Annotated in this window: 16 protein-coding genes and 1 tRNA gene; 10 read left to right on the top strand and 7 right to left on the bottom strand. The window is 41.6% G+C overall.

Features of this window, described 5'->3' with window-relative positions; genetic code table 11:
• Positions 1-17 precede the first annotated feature (17 nt).
• From AC1DV1_RS23285 to AC1DV1_RS23270, 4 genes are all read right to left on the bottom strand, one after another.
• On the bottom strand, positions 18-2468 hold the full coding sequence (locus tag AC1DV1_RS23285; protein WP_477364232.1) for a TonB-dependent receptor domain-containing protein: 2451 nt from the start codon (positions 2466-2468) through the stop codon (positions 18-20).
• A 247-nt stretch (positions 2469-2715) separates the two neighbouring features.
• Complete coding sequence (locus AC1DV1_RS23280) at positions 2716-2937, bottom strand: hypothetical protein (RefSeq protein WP_477364229.1); 222 nt, start codon at positions 2935-2937, stop codon at positions 2716-2718.
• Positions 2938-2954: 17 nt separating this feature from the next.
• Entirely contained in the window at positions 2955-4649 is a 1695-nt protein-coding gene (locus AC1DV1_RS23275) for a PspC domain-containing protein (RefSeq protein WP_477364226.1), read from the bottom strand.
• 24 nt (positions 4650-4673) lie between these two features.
• A complete protein-coding gene (locus tag AC1DV1_RS23270; RefSeq protein ID WP_090639171.1) occupies positions 4674-5006 on the bottom strand; it encodes a PadR family transcriptional regulator in 333 nt (110 codons plus the stop codon).
• A 183-nt stretch (positions 5007-5189) separates the two neighbouring features.
• Here AC1DV1_RS23270 and AC1DV1_RS23265 point away from each other — a divergent pair, with 183 nt between their 5' ends.
• The 5 genes from AC1DV1_RS23265 to AC1DV1_RS23245 all read left to right on the top strand — a co-directional run bounded on the left by AC1DV1_RS23265 (position 5190) and on the right by AC1DV1_RS23245 (position 13070).
• Entirely contained in the window at positions 5190-8405 is a 3216-nt protein-coding gene (locus tag AC1DV1_RS23265; RefSeq protein WP_477364223.1) for a SusC/RagA family TonB-linked outer membrane protein, read from the top strand.
• A 20-nt stretch (positions 8406-8425) separates the two neighbouring features.
• Positions 8426-9997, top strand: a complete 1572-nt coding sequence (locus AC1DV1_RS23260; RefSeq protein WP_477364220.1) for a SusD/RagB family nutrient-binding outer membrane lipoprotein — start codon at positions 8426-8428, stop codon at positions 9995-9997.
• A gap of 42 nt (positions 9998-10039) precedes the next feature.
• A complete protein-coding gene (locus AC1DV1_RS23255) occupies positions 10040-10960 on the top strand; it encodes a DUF1735 domain-containing protein (protein ID WP_477364217.1) in 921 nt (306 codons plus the stop codon).
• Positions 10961-11286: 326 nt separating this feature from the next.
• Positions 11287-12270 (top strand): carboxypeptidase-like regulatory domain-containing protein, encoded by a 984-nt coding sequence (locus AC1DV1_RS23250; protein ID WP_477364214.1) that lies wholly within the window; start codon positions 11287-11289, stop codon positions 12268-12270.
• Between the two features lie 95 nt (positions 12271-12365).
• Complete coding sequence (locus tag AC1DV1_RS23245) at positions 12366-13070, top strand: hypothetical protein (RefSeq protein ID WP_477364211.1); 705 nt, start codon at positions 12366-12368, stop codon at positions 13068-13070.
• Between the two features lie 46 nt (positions 13071-13116).
• On the opposite strand, the gene AC1DV1_RS23240 is transcribed toward AC1DV1_RS23245, so the two are convergent.
• Both AC1DV1_RS23240 and AC1DV1_RS23235 read right to left on the bottom strand, forming a co-directional pair.
• Positions 13117-13524 carry a DoxX family protein gene (locus AC1DV1_RS23240; protein ID WP_477364208.1) on the bottom strand — a complete coding sequence of 136 codons (408 nt, stop codon included), beginning with the start codon at positions 13522-13524 and terminating at the stop codon, positions 13117-13119.
• A gap of 179 nt (positions 13525-13703) precedes the next feature.
• The gene (locus AC1DV1_RS23235; protein WP_477364204.1) at positions 13704-14666 is read right to left on the bottom strand and encodes a S66 peptidase family protein; all 963 of its coding nucleotides are present in this window, start codon (positions 14664-14666) and stop codon (positions 13704-13706) included.
• A 118-nt stretch (positions 14667-14784) separates the two neighbouring features.
• Between AC1DV1_RS23235 and metG the strand changes: the two genes are divergently transcribed.
• The 5 genes from metG (at position 14785) to AC1DV1_RS23210 (ending at position 19908) form a co-directional block, all read left to right on the top strand.
• The gene (gene metG, locus AC1DV1_RS23230; protein WP_477364201.1) at positions 14785-16857 is read left to right on the top strand and encodes a methionine--tRNA ligase; all 2073 of its coding nucleotides are present in this window, start codon (positions 14785-14787) and stop codon (positions 16855-16857) included.
• Positions 16858-17027: 170 nt separating this feature from the next.
• Positions 17028-17099, top strand: a tRNA-Arg gene (locus AC1DV1_RS23225).
• 259 nt (positions 17100-17358) lie between these two features.
• Entirely contained in the window at positions 17359-18654 is a 1296-nt protein-coding gene (locus tag AC1DV1_RS23220; RefSeq protein WP_477364198.1) for a site-specific integrase, read from the top strand.
• 103 nt (positions 18655-18757) lie between these two features.
• A complete protein-coding gene (locus AC1DV1_RS23215) occupies positions 18758-19264 on the top strand; it encodes a DUF6922 domain-containing protein (RefSeq protein WP_477364195.1) in 507 nt (168 codons plus the stop codon).
• Positions 19222-19908 (top strand): nucleotidyl transferase AbiEii/AbiGii toxin family protein, encoded by a 687-nt coding sequence (locus AC1DV1_RS23210; protein WP_477364191.1) that lies wholly within the window; start codon positions 19222-19224, stop codon positions 19906-19908. Before AC1DV1_RS23215 ends, AC1DV1_RS23210 begins: the two co-directional genes overlap by 43 nt.
• 576 nt (positions 19909-20484) lie before the next feature.
• Here the strand turns inward: AC1DV1_RS23210 and AC1DV1_RS23205 are convergent.
• A complete protein-coding gene (locus AC1DV1_RS23205; RefSeq protein WP_477364187.1) occupies positions 20485-22416 on the bottom strand; it encodes a hypothetical protein in 1932 nt (643 codons plus the stop codon).
• Positions 22417-22841: the final 425 nt, after the last annotated feature.

Raw genomic sequence — 22841 nt, 5'->3', positions numbered from 1 at the left:
GGGCTTGGGGGGCTTGGCTAATTGTTCCCTTTCACCCTTCCCTTTTCGTCGTCGGCGCCGCTGCGGTGCTGGCGTACTTTAATGGAGTTGTTGCCAAAGTTATAAGTGAGGGTCAGCCTGCCTACTCTTGAATCGTTTCGTTGTCTTATATCAAAGTTATTGCCAAGTTCGTTGCTGCTTAAGTTATTACGGCGAATGTTAAACACATCATCGCAGGCCACCTTAACATTCAGTTTTTTATCGAAGAAGGATTTGCTGATACCTAAATCAACAGAGTAACGCGGCCTTATTTTATAAATACCATAGGTTAACTTCGATTGGTAATCGCCCATCACCTCTAAACGGGCGCCGGCAAACTTAAATGTTTGGGTTGTACGTGCCTGGTACGCCCATTGGCCATCGTTAAAGTTGAAGCCTGCAAGCGAATCGGATTTAAAGCCGAGGTAAAATGCGGTTACATTGACATTACCTTCCCACCATTTGGTAACAGTGAAGGGGGTGTTAATATTAGCATTGTAACCTGTTTGTGTTTGCAGGTTTTTATTGGTTTGAAATGTTTTTTCGCCTTCGGTTAAAATCAGCTCGGTAATAGCATCGGTGGTGCGGCTGTAGCCAAGGCTAACATTAACGGTTTTATTGTAGGTATAGTTAAACTCGAAGTTTTGGGTGTACTGCGGGTTAAGGAAGGCATTACCTTTTTGAAAAGTATATGGGTCAAGATAAAATATAAAGGGGTTAAGCGCATCATAACCCGGTCTATCAATACGGCGGCTGTATGACAGGCTTACTTCGTTTTTATCATTGATGGTATGGTTGATAAACGCACTTGGGAAAAAGTTAAGGTAGCTGCGATTTACCGGCGTGCTGCCAATAAGGTTGCCGTTTGATTGTGTGTGCTCGGCACGCAAGCCCACCTGTATCGAGGTTTTTTTGAACTGTTTGTTCAGGTTAAGGTAGCCGGCCTCAATTTTCTCATCGTAAATAAAGTGATTGCTGCGGCCTTTATCGTTAATATATACGCCGCTGCTGTCAATCTGGGCCCTTAAATCATTATCAGTTTTAACGTTGCTGTATTTGGCGCCGGCTTCCAGTTTTATGGTTTTGGTAAGCGGCTTGGCATAATCAACCTTGGCAGTATATATGGTGATGGTTGATGGGCTTTGATTGCGCAATAACTGCGATGGGCGCTGTGTGCTGCCATCGGCTAAAAAATAATCGGTAGTGTATTGGGCGTTGTTGCCGTTGTTAAATTTAGAGTAGTCAAGGTCGAAGCTTAGCTCCTGGCCGCTGGTATCAATTTTAAGCCTGTCGTTAAGGTTTACAGCTATGTTTTTGTAGGCTTGCTCAAAAACCGAATTGGTGCGCAATGATGAATCGGCAACGCCATATTTGGTACCTATTATAGTAGATGTGCTGTTGTGGTTGTTTTCGGTATTTGAATAGCCGCTTACCACAAAGCCAATGGTATGCTTAGGCGTAAGGTCATAATCGGCACCAATGCGGTAATTATTATAATGATTGGCATCGGGCATAAATGATTGCTGATTAAAATAGTTGGTAACACCCTGGGCGTTACTTACCACCCTGTCAAGCATCAAATCGTGCGCGCGTTTGCTATCGCCGCGGCTAAATGTGCCAAACACATTCAGGTTGCCATCTTTGTGGTTAAGGTTAAGGCTGCTGTTATCCCTCCAATACCTGCCTTTTGCCACGCCGGCTGTAATACTGCCGTTGGTACCCGACTGGGCATTCTTTTTTAATTTAATGTTGATGATGCCCGAATTACCCGCTGCATCGTATTTGGCTGATGGGTTGGTAATAATTTCGATAGATTTAATGGTATTGCCATCAGTTGAGCGTAATAGCGTAGCCAGTTGCGCAGGGGTAAGATAAGTAAGCTTATCATTTATCATTACGGTTACACCTTGCTTGCCCTTAAGGCTGATGTTATCGTCTTTATCAACAGTTACGCCAGGGGCCCTTGCCAAAATTTCCATAGCGGTATTGCCGGCGGCAAGTACGCTGCCTTCTACATTCATTACCGTGCGGTCAATTTTGCGTTCAACAAGTGGCTTGCTGGCAGTTACGGTAACCGTTTTTAACGTGGTATTGCCGGCCTGCATATTTATAACAGGCACTTCAATAGCGCCCGAGCCTTCGGTAACGGTAAAAGGCTTGCTGATGGCTTTTGCGTAACCTACAACGGTGGCTTTTACCAGGTATTTACCGGCTGGTATTTTATCAAAAGAGTAAACGCCATTATCATTACTCAATGCCCCTTTAACTACGGTAGAGTCGGTTGCTTTTATAATGCTTACACTGGCGTAGTCAAGTGGTTTACCCTGGTCGTTTACCAACGATCCGGATACTTTAACGGCACCCGCTTTGCCGGTTTGGGCAAAGGATGCACTCCAGCTGATAGCTACAAGCAGGAGTGTGTATAATATATAGTTGATTTTAGTTTTCATTGTTGTGTTATTAAAAAGTTTGGGCAATACAATGCCGTCAAGGAAAATAGCTCCTTTTAAAATTTGTAAATAAGTTTTTAGCTGTTTTGGCGGTAGCCTTAAGTGTGTTTAGTAGTTATTTGATATAAGCTTTTTTATTCATAGTGTATGTCAGTTTAAGGCCGATGGGCGACAAGCGTCTTCGCCGGGTGCCTGATCTGTAATTATTGTGCCTTTTTATATTAAGATGCACAATAGGGTGCATTGGTTACAGAGAAATTAAACTTTTTAACACAGGGAATAAATTTTTAGCAATATCCAGCATAACAGCCTGGCCTATCGGCTGGCCCCCGTAGGGTTGGGTTTGTGCTGAAATTAAGGGAGTTAGTTTAATAGCAATGGGTTGGCTATGGGTAAACTTAACGTAATAAAAAGGAACAATAAGCCCGCTAAATAATAGCAGGCTTATGTATTTTATAATAGTTTTCATTAAGCGGCGGTAATTGCTCATTGACCTTCATTTTTTGTAGTATCTGTTTGGTCGCGGTTTTTAAGGCTATCCGCTACCGCCTGCCTTCTCAGGCTGTCAATAGTGGCTTGTGGTACGGGTGGGATATCGCAGTCGATGCCGTTTTCTTTCATGATATACCTTGCGCCCAGCGGGTTAAGCGGTTTGTTTTTTTGCTGGCAGTCATAAGGGTTAAAACCAATATTAACATCCAGTTTAGGGTCAATAATCAGTTTTGAATTCAATGGTACCTTTAGGGTAAGGTGCAAATCCTGGCCGCGCCATAAAGTACCGGCATTGCGTTCCAGGTGCCGGTCAAATTTCAGTATCGAATCTTTTTGTATAAAACGGTAGGTAATGTTCTTGGTATTGGTAAGTGCATCCTCATAATCGCGGCCACGGGCGGTAAACGATTCAACCAATACAGGTTGTTGTACATCACTTTTTTCGATATCAATGCTTACCCGGCTTGGGCCGTCCATCTCGTCGTTGCCGTTAAAGTCGTCGTCTAAAATTACCATTCCGTTAAAACGTTCTTTTATGCGCAGGCGGGTACTATCCTCGTTGCTCAGGTATTTGGCATCGTTAAGCTGCAGGTAATAGGTATTGTTTGCCGGGGCTTTAATGTTAACGGTAGTGTTTAGCCTGGCGCCCTCCCTAAAATCAACAGAGGCCCTTACGCCATAGTATACTACCGCACCAAGCGCGGCCAGCCATACACATAATAACGTTGTGCCAACTGAGCGGTTGAATGATGCGTTGCGAAACAGAAAGCCAATAATGAGTAGAATGATGGCGGTTAAAGGGATAGCCAGTAATAAAAAGCCTCCTGCTATAAACACAAGGTTTGTATTATGGTTAACTATATTGAACGGAAATATATGATAGATATCTGTTTTGCCGAACGCTAAAAACATAATAACAATCACAATAAGCGCAATAGCGAGGCCAAAACAGCCTAATAATATGCCGCCGGCTATTATTTTACCAAGCAGGCTACCGGCGCCTCTTAAAAACACACCAAGGTGGTCAAAAAAATCGCCGATGAAATCACGGGTTTTGTAAACAAAAGGCCTGGCTTCATGCTGAAAGTTGTGCAGGTTTTCTTTAACGGAGCTCAGTTCGTCCTCGAAGCTCTTTTTAAAACCTTTCAGGTCTTGTTTCTCGCCTTTCATCGCCATCCTGTCGGCACGGCTAACGGCTTTGGGTATCACCATCCACAATATAACGTATAAAAAGAAACCGCTGCCTGCCACACAAAGGAAAATAACAAAGGCCAGCCTGATCCAAACAGCCGGGATATCAAAGTAATTGGCAATGCCTGCTGCAACGCCGCTCACCAGGTGATCGTCCGGATCGCGAAATAGCCTGCGGCGTTCGGTGTTATAAGTGTAAGGATTGTTTCCGGGCGCTTTTGCATCGCTTTCGGCCGATTCAAAATCCTCAACCGAGCCCATTTGCTCAATTACAAGTTTTACGTCCTGCTCCACAATAACCTGTTTGCTTTGGCTTGCTAAAATTTCGTTAAACATCTCGGCAATACGGTTTTCAATGTCGGTTGTTATCTCCAGGCTGTCGGCCGAGGTAGAAAAATGACGTTTTACATCTGTCATGTAAAGTTTAAGTACGTCATATGCATCCTCTTCGATGTGAAAAACGATGCCATTTATGTTGATGATGATAGTTTTGTTCATGATGGGTAATAATTTCAGGTTTTTTTATTTTCTGTCTCCAATGGCCGTTTGCACAGCGTAAACTAATTCCTGCCAGGTTTTATCCAGCTGTTCCAGCACATTCCTGCCCTCGTCTGATAGTACATAATACTTTCGTGGTGGCCCTGAAATCGACTCGACCCAGTTGTAGGTGAGCAGTCCATTGTTTTTTAAACGGGTTAATAACGGGTACAGAGTACCCTCAACTACAAGCAGTTGGGCTTTCTTTAGCTCAGCAATTATGTCTGAAGCATATGTTTCGCCCTTGGCTATGATGGATAGGATGCAGTACTCCAGTATGCCCTTCCTCATTTGGGTTTGTGTGTTTTCGACGATCATAATACAAAGATATATGTTTAAGATTGTATTATGCAATACATAGTACTAGAATTATTAATATTTATTATAAAAGATGCTTTTTTTAAAAAAAAGTCATCTTTTTAAAGATTTTACTTGACTTTTTGATAACGTAACATTACTTTTAACATTAATTAACTATTAACTGATCTTATTATTAACAAAATGAAAAAACTTCTACTAGCAAGTTTGTGCTTTCTGTTGTTATGCCTAACACAGGTTTATGCGCAAAACCGTACAGTAACGGGTACGGTTACGGACAAAGGCGATGGCCTTCCGATTCCGGGGGTATCAGTAAAGGTAAAGGGAACCTCGAGCGGAACCCAAACCAATGCTTCCGGTAAATTCTCTCTTAGCGTGTCTCCGGGCGCTGTACTTACCTTCTCATTTATTGGTTACAATGCCCAGGATGTGGCAGTTGGAACAAAAAACACGGTTGATGTTGTGCTTGCAAGTGCAAACAGCCAGTTGAATGAGGTTGTAGTTACTGCGCTGGGTATCCAAAGGCAAGCTATTTCAGTAGGTTACTCTACTGCTAAAGTTTCTGGTAAAGAAATTACCCAGGCAAAACCAATCAGTGTTGTTAACGGTTTAACCGGTAAAGTATCCGGTTTGCAGGTTACTACTACCAACAACGGTTTGTTTGCCCCTACACGTGTTACATTACGTGGTAACAGGTCGTTACTTGGTAACAACCAACCTTTGTATGTTGTTGACGGAGCTATCTTCTATAGCGATATCAGCACGCTTAACCCTGAAGATATCCTTGACATTAACACCCTGAAAGGTTCAAGTGCATCTGCGGTTTACGGTTCTGATGCATCAAACGGTGTAATCGTAATTACTACCAAACATGGTACAAAAGGCACTTCTTCGTTAACTGTATCGTCAACCTATCAGATTGAAAAGGTTTCTTACATCCCAGAATACCAATCCCGTTTTGGTGCAAACGGTGGTGAGGGCGAAGTATTTGACTTTACTAAATTTGGAGATGGAAAGGGTAACTACTACTACTACCCTTATGAGAATCAGAGCTACGGCCCGGAGTTTAACGGTCAGTTAGCTCCTATCGGTCGCCCATTGGCTGATGGTTCTTCAGAACTGGTTCCATATGCTGCAGTTAAAAACCAGAAAAAAGATTTCTTTGACACCGGTATCACTACCCAGCACAACTTTAGCTTTAACTCTGGTGATGAGAACGGAAGTTTCTTCATGTCGGGCCAGGATTTGAAGAGCAAGGCTATCGTGCCTAAAGATGAAGGCCGCCGTGATATATTCCGCGTAGGTGGCGACAGGAAATATGGAGCTTTTTCAACTTCGTACTCTATGGCTTACACTTACAAAACTACCAATCAAACCAGCACCGGTGCCGTTTACAATGACTTGATCGAGTCGCCTGTAAACATTCCGATTGTTGATTTAAAGGATCCTAATAGCAAGTACGGTGGTATCGATCAATATTATAATGATTACTACATAAGCCCTGGTCAAATTATAAACGAAGTAAGATTTTTGAATGTTGAAAACCACATTCAAGGTAACTTACAAGCAAATTTAAAAGTAGCTAAGTTTTTAAGCTTATCATACCGTACTGCTCTGGATAACACCACCAGCAGATATGAGAACAAAGATTCGGGCCGTACTTACAGCGCCTTCACAAAAAGCGCAAACACTATGGTTTACCCGGATACCAATGGCGATGGTAAACTTGATGTGGTTCCTGATGATGGAGCCGGCACAAAAGCTTCGGCCAACAATTTGCTTCCTTCATATGGCACCGGTAACTTTACCAACCTGTTGTTCAGTTCAGATTTCTTAGCCAACTTTAACTTTAAGCTTCCAAGTGATTTCAAGATCGATGGTACTTTAGGTGTTGCTTATCAGGACAACAAAATTACCTATACCAACATTGGCCAAACATCTTTGAACTTCACGCCATACAATGTATCTAACTTTACAGGTGCCCCAGGCATTGGCCAGGCACAGTTCCAGGCTCGTAAGTTAGGTTACTTTGGCACGGCAACCATCGGTTACAAAAGCTATGCATTTATCCATGGCTCGTACCGTACAGATTTAGATTCAAGGTTATCTGAAAAAAATAAATACATCCCTTATTATGGTATCGACGGTACCATCGTATTGAGCGAAATTTTCAAAAGTATAGCCGAAAATGATTACATTAACTTTGTAAAACTACGTTTTGCCCATTCATTAACAGGTAACGCATCTCCGCTGGCTGGTGGCTCTCAGTACATTGCTTACGGTGCTTATCAAACTATCCCTACTGTAGGTGCCGCTGCAAACTTCCCTTACAGTGCATCAGGTATATCTGGTTACGCACTTAACGGCACCATTGCCAACCCCGACATTAAACCGGAAAAAGTTACTGAAAACGAAATTGGTTTAGATTTGGGCTTCTTTAAAGATAGGTTAACATTAACTGCATCGGCTTACAAAGCGGTAACTACAGACGGTATCGTGCCGGCACAGATTTCACGTGCTTCGGGCTTTACCTCGGCTATATTGAATGCGGCTAACACACAGAACAAAGGTTTGGAGTTAGATTTACACGGTACAGTTATCAAATCGCAAGCGGTGAGCTGGAACGTGGGCATTAACTATACCAAACAACAAAGTAAAGTTAACAGCATTGCAGCAAGCCTGAAAGAATTAGGTATTGGCGGTAACACCTTTGCTATCCTGAACCTGCCATATGCGCAATTAAAGGGATATGACTGGTCAAGGGATCCTGCATCTGGTAAAGTAATTGTTGATGCCAACACTGGTTTGCCGGTAAGAGCATCTGCTACATCTGCCTTAGGTAACGTAAACCCAACCGACATATTAGGTTTTACATCTTCAGTAAGCTACAAGGGCTTCACGCTGAATTTAACAGTTGATTATAGAGGTGGTTACAAAATCTTTAACCAGATTTCTAACACACTTGATCACGCTGGTAACAGTATCACCTCAACCCTTGCCGGTCGTCAGCGTTTTGTATTCCCCAACTCGGTTTATAAAAACGCACAGGGAAATTATGTTGATAATACCAACATCCTTACTCAAGACGGTAACTACAACTTTTGGCCAACTACCTACTTAGGTGTTGATGCCAATTATGTAACCAGCGCTGCTGCCTGGAAATTGCGCGAAGCTACTATCAACTATAACTTCCCTAAAGCCTGGTTACGCGATGTTAAGTTTATTAAAAACGTTAACGTTGCAGTTTCTGGCCGTAACCTGATCATGATACGTCCTAAGACCAACAAATACACCGATCCTGAGTTTAACGATGATACCAGCAACGCTGTTGGTAGAACTACACTGAACCAGGCTCCGCCAACCAGAATATTCAGCGGTACATTAGCTGTAACTTTTTAACAAAGAAATTGATAGAAAAAATGAAAACGAAAACAATATTTAAGCGAAAAGTTAACCTGGGTTTGCTTTTCTCTGCGCTGCTGTTAACGGGTATTGTAGGATGTCAGAAGGGAACATTTGATGTTAACAAAGTTAACCCTAACGCGCCAACTTCTGCACCGTCACAATATCTGCTAAGCTCGTCATTAACTGCAACTGCGTCTTTAATGCATGGGGGTAACTCCGACGTATTGGATAACTGGATGGGCTACTGGACACAAAGCGGTGGTTTTACACCAAGCACCACTTACGTAATTTACCAGATAACCAGTAGTAACTATACCGGTAACTTTGATAACGCTTACATCATTTTATCAAATTACAACCTGTTGTTAAAAAATGCCGGTACTGATCCAACACAGTCATACTACAAAGCAATGGCTACCATAATGGAAGCTTTTATGTATCAGCGCCTTGTTGACTTGTACAACAGCGTGCCATATTCTCAGGCACTTAGTACAAATGCAACATTCTCATACAAGTATGATGATCCGGCTACTATTTACAAAAGCCTGGTTGCTAAGTGCGATTCGGCGGTTACTATTATAAAAGCTGCACCAACCAATGCCATAAATCCGGGCAACTACGATGTAGTATTTGGCGGTAACATGACAAACTGGATAGCGTTTGCCAAAACATTAAAATTGAAACTTTTAATGCGCCAAACCGAAGCTGGTTTAGGTAGCGCAGGTGTTAAAACTGCTTTATCGGGTATGGCAACTGCCGATTTCTTAACGGTAGATGCGTCTGTTAATCCTGGTTATTCAAATGCAACAAGCGGACAGTTAAATCCTCTTTATTATGATCTGGTTGCCAACGCAACCGGTCAGAATGGATTAAATACCACCTACTACCGTGCAAACAGCTTTGCTGTGAAATTTTACCAGGACAATAACGATCCACGTATAAATGCAATCTATGCGCCATCAGGTCAGGAGGCTATCGCTTATACTACCCAATTAGATGGTACAGTTGCTACAAACAGGGCTAAAGTAAAAGGCAGGGATTACGGCAGTACCAATGGTAATGGTGAGTCAAACTCTGTTATCTCGGCTATTGTTGGTACTGGTTTTACATCTGGTGGCAAACAAAAGGGCCCAACTCAGTCGGCACCGCTTATTACTGCATTTGAAAGCCTGTTTTTACAAGCCGAAGCTGTTCAACGCGGTTATCTTGCAGGTAATGCCGGGACCATTTATAATGCGGCAGTAGCGGCTGATTTTGCATTCCTTGGCGTATCGGGAGCAGCTGACTATACAAGTCAGCCAGATGCTTTAACCAACTATTCAGTTTCGTTAGATAAAATAACCACCATCATTACGCAAAAATGGGCTGCAATGAACTCGGTTGACCCATTAGAGTCATATAGCGACTGGAGAAGATTAAATATCCCAAGCAACCTTCCGGTTTCTCATTATCCAGGTGTTACGGTAACACACATTCCTTATCGTTTCCCTTATACTATTAATGAAACTACCTTGAACTCGGCTAACGTGCCATCGGGCGGTACAGGTACAGATTTATTCACATCTAAAATATTTTGGATGAAATAAGCAGCTGTGCTTATATTTAAGAACAATTAAAAAACGAAAGAAATGAAAAAATTAATCATACTATTAGGAGTCCTTACCGTCTCGCTTACATCTTGCTTAAAGGATAAGCCAAACGTGGATTTTTCAAATATCGGTGCTTTCACGGAGCTGGTACACAGTGGTGCGCCTTACTTTAACGAAGCTGCAATTACCGACGCTGCTGATACCATTGTAAAAACGCTGCAGGTAAACATTACCGGCCAATACCCGCCAACAAAAGATGTAACAGTAACTATAGCGGTAGATAATACTTTGCTTACAGCCTATAACGCTGCAAACACAGCAATTGTTTATGAAGCACCTCCAACAGGTTCATTCAAAATAGGGGCAACATCTGTAACTATAAAAGCCGGATCACGGTTAGCCAATATCCCGGTAACTTTTTACAAAAATCAGCTTGATCCATCAAAAAGCTATATGTTACCTATCAAGATAGTTAGCTCATCTATAGCATTAAGTGGTAACTTCACGGTTAAGTATTACCACTTTATTGGTAACGACTTTGCAGGAACATACAATCACTTTTACACCAGGTGGGAGCAGGCAGATACAACAGCAAGTGCCCCTTCAAGCAATCGTGTTAATAAAGGTACTTCGATTTTTAACCCGATAAGCCCTACGGAGTTTACGGTAACAACGTCTTATTACACCGCGCCACGTTACGATGTAACCTTTGTTAAAACTGGTAATGGCCCTACAGCAACCTATTCGAAATTTGTAATTAAATTTTACGGTACTGATATAGCTGACTTATTTACACCTGGTGGTGTAGTATTGGCTACCGGTCCGTATTTTTTACCGGCAAATTATCATACTACCCCATTTGATCCAAATGGTGTATATACTTACGCACAATCATTGAAGTTATTCAGATTTTTCTTCACAACGGCTTCAAGAGGAATTATTGACGAGTACACCAAGTAATTGTTAAAAGAATAACACAATAGTATTTAATGGCCGGTTCATTCATTTGAACCGGCCATTTTTCTTATGTTTTTAAATAAAATTGATAAACAAGCGTTGTAACAGGCCAGTGTTGTTATCATCATAAAATTTAATTAAACGCTGTTGTATCAAACAAAAGGATAATTGCGTTATCTGATTAACAATCAATGTATTGTTGTAATTGTTTATGGGTTTAACAAACGGATGCAAATTTTCGGTATGCAGATATTATATAAAAATAAATAAATGTTTGATTTTGAATCTGTTTATATTTATAGTTAACTTTAATACTTATTATAATTGAAATGAAAAAACAAATCTTACCTACCTTATTATGTGTTGCAGCTACTCATTTTGCAATGGCGCAAACAACCGCTTCGGGTACAGTTAAAAATGAGAATGGGCAAGCTGTTGCTTCGGCCCTGGTACAGGAAGCAAATACAAAAACGGCAACCTATACCGATTCAACCGGCTTTTTTACCTTGCCGTTAACGGGCAATACTGCTTTGATAGTAAGTGCCAGGGGTTATCGTGATGAAAAGGTAAATGCAAAGGACAACCTGGTGGTTGTGCTTAAGCACGGTAAATCTGCTGCTAAGGAACTGACACCTGAAGATCCTAATAAACCGGCGGCAGGCGCTGCTTTGGAAAATAAAAACCAGGGTACAACCTTTTTTAACGTATCGGGCGCGAGCGGAAGTTTATTTAATGTAAGCCATAAGGAAGATACCAAAGGTACCCGTTATTTAGTTGGCGATGGCTGGGCTAAAGGCTATGTGGTTGATAACACCGGAGCGACAGTTAAGAACGATAATTTTGCTTACAACTATGATAAAATAAATGGATCATTGTTATTAACGCAAGATAAGCGCGCCGCTGTTGATGTAAACCGCGACCAGATAAAAAGCTTTACGATTTATAATAAACTCGATCAGCCTGAAACATACCAATTGGTTGCTGCGATAAATCCAACACATTACAGCCAGGTATTATCAGACGGTAGCAAATACAAAGTTTATAAGTTTACCAAAACAACATTCGTAAAGTCGGATTTTAAAACCGATGGTATGACATCAACCGGAAACCATTATGACGAATACGTTGACGAGCCAACTTATTATGTGCTTAATGTTAAAACCGCGGCTTTGCAAAAAATCTCGTTAAAAGCAAAGGCTATTAAGCAGGTTTTTGCTGCCGATGCGGATAAAGTAAAGGCGTATTTTAACGATCACGCTGATGATGATATTAACGACATCTTCCTGAGCAACCTTGCTGATTCATTGAATTAAGAAAGAAGATAAGACTATATTCAAAAAAAGGCCGTTAGCATAAAATCTAACGGTCTTTTTTATTGTAACTTAAGTGAAAATTTTACCGGTTTAAAATGAAAATAACATATATAGCAACGCTTGCATTGTTTATGATAACAGGGAGTGTTTTAAAAGCGCAGACAGGTACAAACGGCATTTCATCAACCGGGATAACCTCGGGTACAGGGATGGCCTATAACCTGGTTAATAACGAAGATACCAAGGGCAGCCGGTATTTATTTGACACCTGGGTTAAAGGTTACGTTACCGACGCCAAAGGTAATGCAGTAAACAGCGAGAATTATACATTTAACTATGATAAAATAGGCGGCGCATTGCTATTGAGCCAGGATAAACAAACCGCCATTGCTGTTGATAAAGAACATGTAAAAAACTTTGTAGTTTACAATAAGGCCGATAAGGCTATGGCCTTTGAATACGTGCCGGTAATTGATGCCACACATTATTGCGAAGTATTGGCAATCGGGAGCAAGTATAAGATATACAAGCTTACCAAAACTAAGTTCATCAAGGCAGATTATAAAAACGACGGCATATCATCAAGCGGCAACAAATATGATGAGTATATTGATGAACCGGCTTACTACGTAGTTGGAGCTAAAATACCGGCACCACAAAAAATCAGCTTAAAAAACAAAGCGATTAAGCAAGTGTTTGCTGCAGATGCGGAAAAGGTAAAAACCTTTTTTACAGATCACAAAGACGACGACATTAACGAAGCGTTTTTAGCTGCCCTCGGCAATTATTTGAATCAATAAATTAGCAATCGGGACACATTATTTGCAGCCCGCTTGCTAATTTGGGTTACTTTTTATCTACACTATATTTGCCCGGCCCTATAAATATTAAGCCGGCAAACACTATAGCATCTTCGACAGCGTGTGCTGCTTCGCCCAGTCCGCCGCCGGTGCGCAAGTGCATTAACGCAGCAATAACCAGGTTGATAAACAGTAAAATACATACCGGGCGGAATGCTAGCCCGATAATCAGCAGGAACCCGCCCAGCAGTTCGGTGGCCGCAGCAAGCAGGCCCCACACCATGGGTAAAAAGTGAATGCCAACGTATTTCATTGATCCGCCAAGCTCGGTCCATTCCTTAGGGCCTCCCATCAGTTTAGGATAGCCGTGGTAAATAAACATAATGCCCAAACCCACGCGGATAATTAAAAGACCAACGTTTTTGTAATTGCCTAAATTGCTAAATAATGCCATGTAATAATGAATAAAGGTGTTTTAGTTGTGATTGCCTATAGAGTTATGTCAATGATAAATTAACGGATAGTCTTTGGCCCAAAGTCTTAAGTTCTAAGCGAAAAAAGAAAAAAATCAACTTTAGACTTACGACTTCGTACTGTTGACTTACAATAGCCTCGGTTTTTAATCCCCGGGTGTTAAATGAATGTCAAAAGGCTGTGCTGCTCTCCAACACTCAGGGTTACATTGCGGCCCAGTATGAGGCTGCAGTTATCCGGTATATGCCCTGCCGGGAAATCAAAACATACCGGATAATTATATTGCTGTACAATATCCATAATAATTTCGGGCACGGTTTGGCCAAAGGGAATGTCGTTGTCCTTTATGTCGGTAAACCCGCCAACCACCAGGCCTGCCAGGTTTTTGAGCTTACACGCCCTGTCCAGGCATCGCAGCATACGGTCGATACTGTAAAGATATTCGCCTACATCCTCGATGAATAACACTTTGCCTGTGTAGTCGATATCAGATACCGAGCCCGAGACTGCTACAAGTAACGACAAATTGCCACCGATAAGCAGGCCGCTGCTATCGCCCACGCGATTGGCGGTATGCGATGTAAATTCGTAAGTCAATTCTTCGCCGAATAGCGCCTTTCGCAGTGTATCTAACGACCGTGCGGATGCATCGGGAATGTTAACCGGCATTTGCCCGTGAATGGTTTGCATGCCATAATTGGCAAACAAATGCGTATGCAATACCGTAATATCGCTAAAGCCAACAAGCCATTTTGGGTTTTTAACAAAACAGGAAAAATCTACCTTGTCAATCATTCTTACCGTGCCATAACCGCCGCGCGCGGCTACAATGGCTTTTACACTGTCGTCATCAATAAAACGTTGCAGATCTTTCGCCCGCAATTCATCATCGCCCGCAAATTGATGGTAGGATGCTGTTACGGTTTGGCCCAATACAACTTCCAATCCCCATGATTGTAACAGGGCAACCGCATCTGTCATTGGATTGGGCAGTTTTTTTGCCGGGCATACAATGGCAATTTTATCGCCTTTTTTTAAGTAAGGAGGTAGTCCGGAAGTTGGATAGTCGGGAAGTCGGGAAGTTTGGACGGGCGAAGGCCCGGGATTGGCAGGTGATTCCATATATATACTAAAAATGTTCAGTCTTCCCGTCTTTCGGACTTTCGGACTTTCCGACTCCTCTCCCGACTTTCCGACTAAAAACCTATCTTTGCAAATTATTTATAACGTCGCTCTATTCATGTCACAACTCAACAAATATAAAAGATATACGGTTACATCAGCATTACCTTATGCTAATGGGCCACTCCATATTGGCCACCTGGCGGGTGCTTACCTGCCTGCCGATATTTTTGTAAGGCACCTGAGGCTCAAAAAAAAGGATGTATTATACGTTTGCGGATCTGACGAGCATGGCGCGGCCATTACCATTAAGGCAAAAAAAGAAGGCACTACCCCCCAGGCTATTATTGATAAGTACCACACCCAGATAAAAGAAAGCTTTGAAGAGTTTGGGATAGCATTTGACATTTATCACCGTACATCGTCGCCTATACATCATGATTTGTCGCAGGAGTTTTTCCTGAACCTTTACGAAAAGGACGAGTTTATCGAAAAATTCAGCGAGCAGTATTATGACGAGGATTACCAGCAATTTTTAGCAGATAGGTACATCACAGGCACCTGCCCAAACTGCCACAATGAAAATGCCTATGGCGATCAGTGCGAGCGTTGCGGCACATCGTTAAACCCTACCGACCTGATTAACCCGGTATCAACCCTAAGCGGCAAAACGCCTATATTGAAACCTACTAAACATTGGTACCTGCCTTTGGATAAATACCAGCCATGGCTGGAGCAATGGATAGATACCAAAGAAGGCGAGTGGAAAACAAACGTATTTGGCCAATGTAAATCATGGCTGAAATCGGGCCTGCAGCCCCGCTCCATGACCCGCGATTTAGATTGGGGTATTGATGTGCCTTTGGAAGAAGCTAAAGGCAAAAAACTATATGTTTGGATGGATGCGCCGATAGGCTATATCTCGGCCACCAAACAATGGGCAATAGACAACGATAAGGACTGGAAATTATACTGGAAAAAACAAGCCGATGAGCAGGACGATGCGTGTTTGCTGCATTTTATTGGCAAGGATAATATTGTGTTTCACTGTATTATTTTCCCATCTATACTGCACGCGCATGGCGAATACATTTTACCACAAAACGTACCTGCCAACGAATTTTTAAACCTGGAAGGCGATAAGCTATCCACGTCCCGTAACCACGCCGTTTGGCTACACGAATACCTGGAAGAATTTCCGGGTAAGCAGGACGAGTTGCGCTACGTGTTAACATCGATACTACCCGAAACCAGCGACAGCGAATTTACCTGGAAAGATTACCAGGCACGTATCAATAACGAGCTGGTGGCCATATTGGGCAACTTTGTAAACCGGGTAATGATACTGATGCATAAATTTTACGATGGTAAAATTGAAAGCGCAGCCGGCAAAATTGAACTTAACGACGAATACCTGGCCACCGAAATTGGTGTTTGTTATAATGAGATAGAAAAAAACCTGGAAGCATATCGCTACCGGCAGTCGCTGCAGGCCGTAATGGACATAGCGCGCCTTGGTAATCGTTACCTTACCGAAAAAGAACCCTGGAAAGCCATTAAAATCGATCCTGAGGGCGCTAAAGAAACGCTGCATAACTGTTTGCTTATCATCGGTCACCTGGCAACTGCTGCCCAGGCGTTTTTACCGGCGACAGCCAAAAAGATCATTGGCATGCTTAATATGCCCAACGAGGTTATTACTTACGACCAGGAGATCGTGTTTAATAATGGTCATCAATTAAATCCTGCTGCGTTATTGTTTGAAAAGATAGAAGATGAAGTTATCGGGTTTCAGCTAAAAAAACTACAGGACAAAAAGGAAGCTGCCGTGCCGGTAAAAGCGGTTGTTGTACAACCAGCTAAAGAAAATATCAATTACGATAGTTTTGCTACCATGGATATCCGCACCGGAACCATCCTTGCTGCCGAAAAAGTTGCCAAAACCAAAAAACTGCTGAAACTTACTATTGACACAGGTATCGATGAGCGCATAGTGGTATCGGGTATTGCTGAATATTACGAGCCGGAAAACATCATCGGGCAAAAGGTGAGCATCCTCGTAAATTTAGAGCCGCGTGAAATAAAAGGCATCGTATCGCAGGGGATGATCCTGATGGCCGAAAATAGCGAAGGCAAATTAAGCTTTGTTGCACCAGTGGAGGATTTCCATACAGGGGCGGTGATTAGGTAGCAAATATGCGGATGTAGATTAACTTCGTTGAGGGCTTCGCCGTTTCAGATGTGCAGATGGAGCAGCATTTCCGTGCCGATAAAAATTTGCCAATAAGGCATGTGATTTTTCAGGTATAATTTGCACCTTTGCAAGCTGATTAAAGGTTCTGCCTTTTATCGGCTATAACAGGTCCCGTAGTTCAACGGATAGAATAGGAGTTTCCTAAACTCTAGATATGAGTTCGATTCTCGTCGGGACCACATACGCTTAATTCAAAAACAATCAAAAGCCTGTAAATCAAACATTTACAGGCTTTTTGATTTTGGTAAAATGACCATTTTATGCACCTTTTTTCATTACTCAGGTGAGTTTTAGAGCGTTTTTTGGTCGCTTACCGATTTACTCACCAAAAGTGTCGTAAATAACTGATTGTCAACCAGTTCAAAATTTGAACATCTTGATTTTTGGGGCCTGTAAATGTAGGTTTGTAACGATTATTTAATCAAAACTGGTGAGTAAATGAAGACGAAAAATTTTAACCTGCTTTTTTATCTAAAGAAGGTAAAAGGCTATGAATCAGGCAGCCAGCCTATCTATTTGCGTATTTCCGTGGACGGAAAAAGGAGTGAAGCAACTATCGGACGGGGAATCGAACCTGAAAAATGGGACGAAAAACGCGGAAAAGCCCGTGGAAATACGGAGGATGCAAGGAGTTTAAATGCCCATTTGGATAGTATCCTGGCGAAGCTGAAACGTATCCATACCCGCCTGCTGGACAGTGAAGAAGAGATCACTGCCGATACCTTGCGGAACGAACTGGACGGGAAAGGAAAAAAATCTAAAATGTTGTTGGAGATTTTCAGCGATCACAATAAACAAATGGAATCCCTGATTGGTAGAGGCTTTGGGGCTAACACGCTCAAAACCTTTAAAAGCTCTTTTAAACATGCGCGTGAWTTTATCGAATGGAAATTTAAACGACCGGACTATGAATTGCGAAAAGTCGATTTTAATTTTATAAAAGACTATGACTTCTATTTGCGGACCGAAAGGAATTGTATCCCTATTTCAGCTGACAAATATGTCAAACACTTAAAAAAGATCATCTTGATTTGCCTTGCCAACAGATGGATCGTCGCCAATCCTTTTTTACATTATAAATCGACCGCTAAGCCTTCGCCAAGAACTTTTTTAACAAAGCATGAGTTGGACCTTATCCGAAATAAAGCGTTAAGTGTCGAACGGCTGAATCTCGTGCGGGATATTTTTATTTTCAGCTGCTATACAGGGCTGGCCTATATCGATGTGCAGAAATTGACTCCAGGTGAGATAGCTAAAGGCGACGACGATATGTTATGGGTGTTTACCAAAAGACATAAGACGGATACCCCATCACATATCCCCTTATTGAAAGAGGCACTGGAAATTATAGAAAATTACAAAGACCATCCTGTTTGCGTACGCAGGTCACTGCTCTTACCGGTACTGACCAACCAACGGATGAACAGTTATCTAAAGGAAATTGGCGACTTGTGTGGGATCAACAAAACGTTGACCTTTCATATGGCCCGGCACACTTTTGCAACTACAGTTACTTTATCTAATGGAGTTCCAATGGAAACTGTTTCAAAAATGCTCGGACACAATAGTATTAAGACAACGCAACATTACGCAAAGGTGCTAGATAGCAAAACAAGCGAGGATATGCAGAAGCTTCAAGAACGGCTATATGATAAGGCTATAACGACTAGCAACTTTGAGGCTACTGGGCCGGAACAAATTGAAATGGGGCGTGTAGTCAGCATGTTTCKTTAAGAAACACACGACCGGATATCATATTGGAATTTTTGTTTTAACACTTCAATTGACAAATATTGTACAATATTGGTTGAAAAGTTATTTTACATATCTTTGTATAATGCAGGAACAGACAGATCAAAACCGGCGCGTATTGGTAGTTCAGTGGAAAAAACTGGCTGAGCATAGTTTGGAAGTATTCTCCAGCCTGAAAAATTTCTGTGAAAATCATCCCGCTTATAACTATAACACGCTGAATAATTACCTGTCAAAGAGAAAGATCCCGTTTGAAAATGATGAGATCCGCATAGAAAGAAAACCGGTGCAACAACGATCCGCTAAACCCGACCTGCCGAAACATTTATTCTGGGAGTTTGACTATGATAAAATGGATTGGCAGCGGAGTTATCGGACGGTAATAGAACGTGTCATCGAAAGAGGGCTAGCCGCAGAATGGGAAGCGATGATCAACTTTTACAGCAGGAACCGCGTAATTAGTGCATTAACAGAAGATATACCTTATTTAACCGACCACGGCATGGAAGCCGCTTGTACCTATTTTCAGTTGAGTAAAACTCAACTCAAATGCTACACACGGAAACAGTTACGCCAGGCACACTGGAACTAATCCATCGTTTGATGGATGATGAAAAATTAAAACAATTTTATTTGGTGGGTGGCACGGCGCTTTCGTTAATGCTTGGGCACCGGGTGTCAATAGATATTGATCTTTTTACGACCGAGAATTTTAATGGTTTGGAATTAGCTAAGCACTTAAACGATAATCATCAGGCAACTATCTTAAATGCACGTAACAATTTTTTAACTGGTCATATTAATGGTGTAAGGCTGGATATGTTGTTGCATAACTACCCTCACGTAAATCCAGTACTCGATCCTGAAGGTATCCGAATGCTCGGTTTAGAAGATATCGCTGCGATGAAGATCAACGCTATAGTAGGCAATGGTACACGGGTAAAGGATTTTGTGGATATCCATTACCTATTGAAAGAAATGCCCTATCAGCAGATCGTCGATGCCTACTCAACTAAATATCCCAACACGAATATTCATCAAGTGCGTATGTCACTGCTCCATCACCAAGATATAGATTTTACAACTGAAATCCTGGTTATCAAGGATGAATTTAAATGGTCGGTTATCGAAAAGTCGATCAAAGCTGCCATTGCCGAACATGAACTCATTTTAAAAAAGAATATCGTCCATAACATCAAAAGCGGACCTAAAAAAGGCTTTGGTCGCAAAATGTGATTTGATATGCAGGCAGGATAGAAGAGCCGATGGTGAACACACGCCTTATATTCTCTAGTTAGGCAAGCCCAAGCGCTTTGTAAGGATCTATTTGAATTGATATTTAAGACGCAAGGTGGACGGGACTCGAACCGAGTTTAGTATTATCCTTATTTTCAATAATTTACAAATTTGGATTCGTGAGAACTCCCGAAGTTTTCACAAATAATTTGATATCGTTTGATTCCTAATGACTTATGTAAAAATAAGCATTAACGTTAATTGTTGCAATATATACTGGCATAAAGTTCTCGGATTAGGATCGGACTCGGTAATGATAAGTGCCTAATAGCGATTAATTAGACGTGTCGATGCTCACTCAACTTTAAGGTTTCTGCATTGCTAAAATCAGGAATTATCTGTTGGCAATTTTGTCCAAAACTAAAATCGAGGTCGTTTTTTATTTTCAATATCTCCTTGGAATAAAGTGAGGTTTTAGGTATCCTGGCAGGCTATAGCGGATGAGTACAGCCGACATATTTATTCGATAATGTTCAGTTATCCTTCATTGACAGCAGTAAATGTTGAAACCTGACTTTATTTTCTTTTAAAAGGCTTTGGCCCGCCCTCGTCATAATATTGATCGATGGCTTGTTTATGATTATCAATTTGGAGAAAACTGGCAAATTGCAGGCTCTTCTTCACTTTCATGTCTTTAGTGAAATAAAACCCCAGCATATTCACTTCATCAAGCGAAACAAATCTTTCGTCATGGTATAGTGGTAAACGTTTAGACAGATAATCCAAAAATTCGACCTCTGAGCCGATTAGCTCACTAAAGACCATTAGATCGAGTACATTAATAGTCCAGGCAAAATCTGAATTTTTGTCAATAACTCCGAATTCCTGTAACAAACTTAATGCGGAAATCACGGTCCCGGCGTAAGAAAAACTAACCGATATTTTAATAATTTTATCGCTGATAGGCCGTACAATGTCGTGATTTACGGATACAAATTCTGCATTCGGCGTATTTTTGATATAACGTTCGGCGCGATAACTTTGACAGATAGCATCGCCGACGACTTTGGAAAGATCAGATTTAATGCTTTTTATAGCGCCACGTTTCGCATCGTCACCTACTTCGCCAGCTTTAACTTCTACAAGGTAAGTGGCCTTGTCGCTAATACCTAAAACGTCCAGTTCGTAGTTGCCATCGGCGGCTTTAGCGCATTTTAAATCGATCTCATTTTCAAAATAAGTATAGGTTGCATTTGAATAAAATTTCACCTCCGGCATCATTTTTTCCAGTAATAAACATACTTTTCTTTCAATATAGGTGTCTCTTGAGTGCCTGTCCTTGCTCCCTACGAATTTTGTATTGTAATAGTCAGGATCAGCTTTTTTTAACAATTCCTGTGTAATACGGAATAGGTTTCGCGCGCCCAGGTTAACATTGAAGAGATAATAATTTCCGTCTTCATCTTCAACAAAAGGGTGATCATAAATTTTGGAAGCATTCAGCACCTCATAGGCAAACTTTTCCGGTGTTTTAAAAATAGTATTATCGCCTATTTTTAATGATAAGGCTTTCACAACCCGCTCTTCCGTTTCATTTCCAAGGAACCTGATGCGAAATAGATCTTTACTGGTATCTATTCTGTTTAATGGATAAAGGACGATGCGGTTGTTATCTACTAGTATTTCAGGGTGATCACGATTAAAGTCGTTAAAATGTTCGCCAGAATAAATAGCTTCACGGGACGGTTTATGTTGGCGAACCCAACTTTGATACAGCGCCATTTGTCTGGGATGCGGCATACCATCGGGCATCATTGTTCGACAGGCCAGTGCAAATTCCAAATGCTCAAACGCAGTTTTAATGTCCTTGCTTGTGAAGCCAAATTTATCTTTCAAAATCGTGTCATGTGGACTGAATAATTCATCGTAGAGTTGATTAATGTGAGTCAAATAACCTTCACCTCGTACGTACAAAGCATCAGTAATCATTTCATGACGGACCTTAGCTTCAACAGGAGGATATTTTTCGACAATGGATTCGCTGATAAAATACCAGTTAAATTGCCAACGAATTTCGACCAGGTCATCATAAATAGACGTCAGTACTTCCGGGCCGGGTATCTTTCCGATATTAATATTTTCCTGGTCAGAGAGCACAATACTTTGCATGTATTCTAGCGCTACCTCCGATTTTCCGTCATCTTGGGGATCAGTGTACATTTTAAACAGGCAAAATGCACTAATGGCACTGAGCACAATCAACTTGTCATAACTATTTATTTTTATCTTTAGTTGCGCAATTAAGGCTTTGATATCCTCGTAAGCTTGCGGACGTCCCTCTTTCACCTGCTCACGATACCTGCCATGCTCTTCTTCCGTCATGTGGTTTTGCAACAAAACGGTGTTCCCTTTTCGTTTGATTTCCATTGGCCCGTCACGAAACACGTCGCTGTGGCCACCGGTGGATTTTTTCTTTGTTTTCTTTTTTCTGGAACGGCTTACAGGCATAGCTATCGGTTTTTAAATAATATCAGGCATTTTACGAGAAACTTCCCGAAGGAATGACTCGTGTCTTACCGGCGCAAAATTTCCAACGTAAGTCAAATCTAACACACTTTTTTTTATGGTAATAAAACTGGCATTTAACCCAATAAGCGGGTCTTTGCTCGCATTAAGCATTATTTTTTTATCAGACGCATTTTTCAGCATACGTGCATACGGTGGATAAAACACACCAAAATGACCCCTTTTGGCCCACTCAAAAAGGCCCCCTTTGCCAGTTGAAAGTGACCACGTTCGCCAAAGCAAAGTGACCCCTCTTGCCAGACGAAAGTGACCCCTTAAAAGAGATTAAAGTAATGTACTGATAGGTTTCTTCGGACAAGGTTTTTGTTTAGCTTTTTAGATAAACAAAAACCAGCGAATACATGTCC

This window comes from Mucilaginibacter sp. P4_D1 (genome assembly GCF_056401935.1).
This window is presented reverse-complemented; position numbering and strand designations above follow the sequence as displayed.

Coding starts and splice junctions, on each gene's coding strand:
- AC1DV1_RS23285 (WP_477364232.1), bottom strand. CDS start 2,468: ATGAAAACTAAAATCAACTATATATTATACACACTCCTGCTTGTAGCT.
- AC1DV1_RS23280 (WP_477364229.1), bottom strand. CDS start 2,937: ATGAAAACTATTATAAAATACATAAGCCTGCTATTATTTAGCGGGCTT.
- AC1DV1_RS23275 (WP_477364226.1), bottom strand. CDS start 4,649: ATGAACAAAACTATCATCATCAACATAAATGGCATCGTTTTTCACATC.
- AC1DV1_RS23270 (WP_090639171.1), bottom strand. CDS start 5,006: ATGATCGTCGAAAACACACAAACCCAAATGAGGAAGGGCATACTGGAG.
- AC1DV1_RS23265 (WP_477364223.1), top strand. CDS start 5,190: ATGAAAAAACTTCTACTAGCAAGTTTGTGCTTTCTGTTGTTATGCCTA.
- AC1DV1_RS23260 (WP_477364220.1), top strand. CDS start 8,426: ATGAAAACGAAAACAATATTTAAGCGAAAAGTTAACCTGGGTTTGCTT.
- AC1DV1_RS23255 (WP_477364217.1), top strand. CDS start 10,040: ATGAAAAAATTAATCATACTATTAGGAGTCCTTACCGTCTCGCTTACA.
- AC1DV1_RS23250 (WP_477364214.1), top strand. CDS start 11,287: ATGAAAAAACAAATCTTACCTACCTTATTATGTGTTGCAGCTACTCAT.
- AC1DV1_RS23245 (WP_477364211.1), top strand. CDS start 12,366: ATGAAAATAACATATATAGCAACGCTTGCATTGTTTATGATAACAGGG.
- AC1DV1_RS23240 (WP_477364208.1), bottom strand. CDS start 13,524: ATGGCATTATTTAGCAATTTAGGCAATTACAAAAACGTTGGTCTTTTA.
- AC1DV1_RS23235 (WP_477364204.1), bottom strand. CDS start 14,666: ATGGAATCACCTGCCAATCCCGGGCCTTCGCCCGTCCAAACTTCCCGA.
- metG (WP_477364201.1), top strand. CDS start 14,785: ATGTCACAACTCAACAAATATAAAAGATATACGGTTACATCAGCATTA.
- AC1DV1_RS23215 (WP_477364195.1), top strand. CDS start 18,758: ATGCAGGAACAGACAGATCAAAACCGGCGCGTATTGGTAGTTCAGTGG.
- AC1DV1_RS23210 (WP_477364191.1), top strand. CDS start 19,222: ATGCTACACACGGAAACAGTTACGCCAGGCACACTGGAACTAATCCAT.
- AC1DV1_RS23205 (WP_477364187.1), bottom strand. CDS start 22,416: ATGCCTGTAAGCCGTTCCAGAAAAAAGAAAACAAAGAAAAAATCCACC.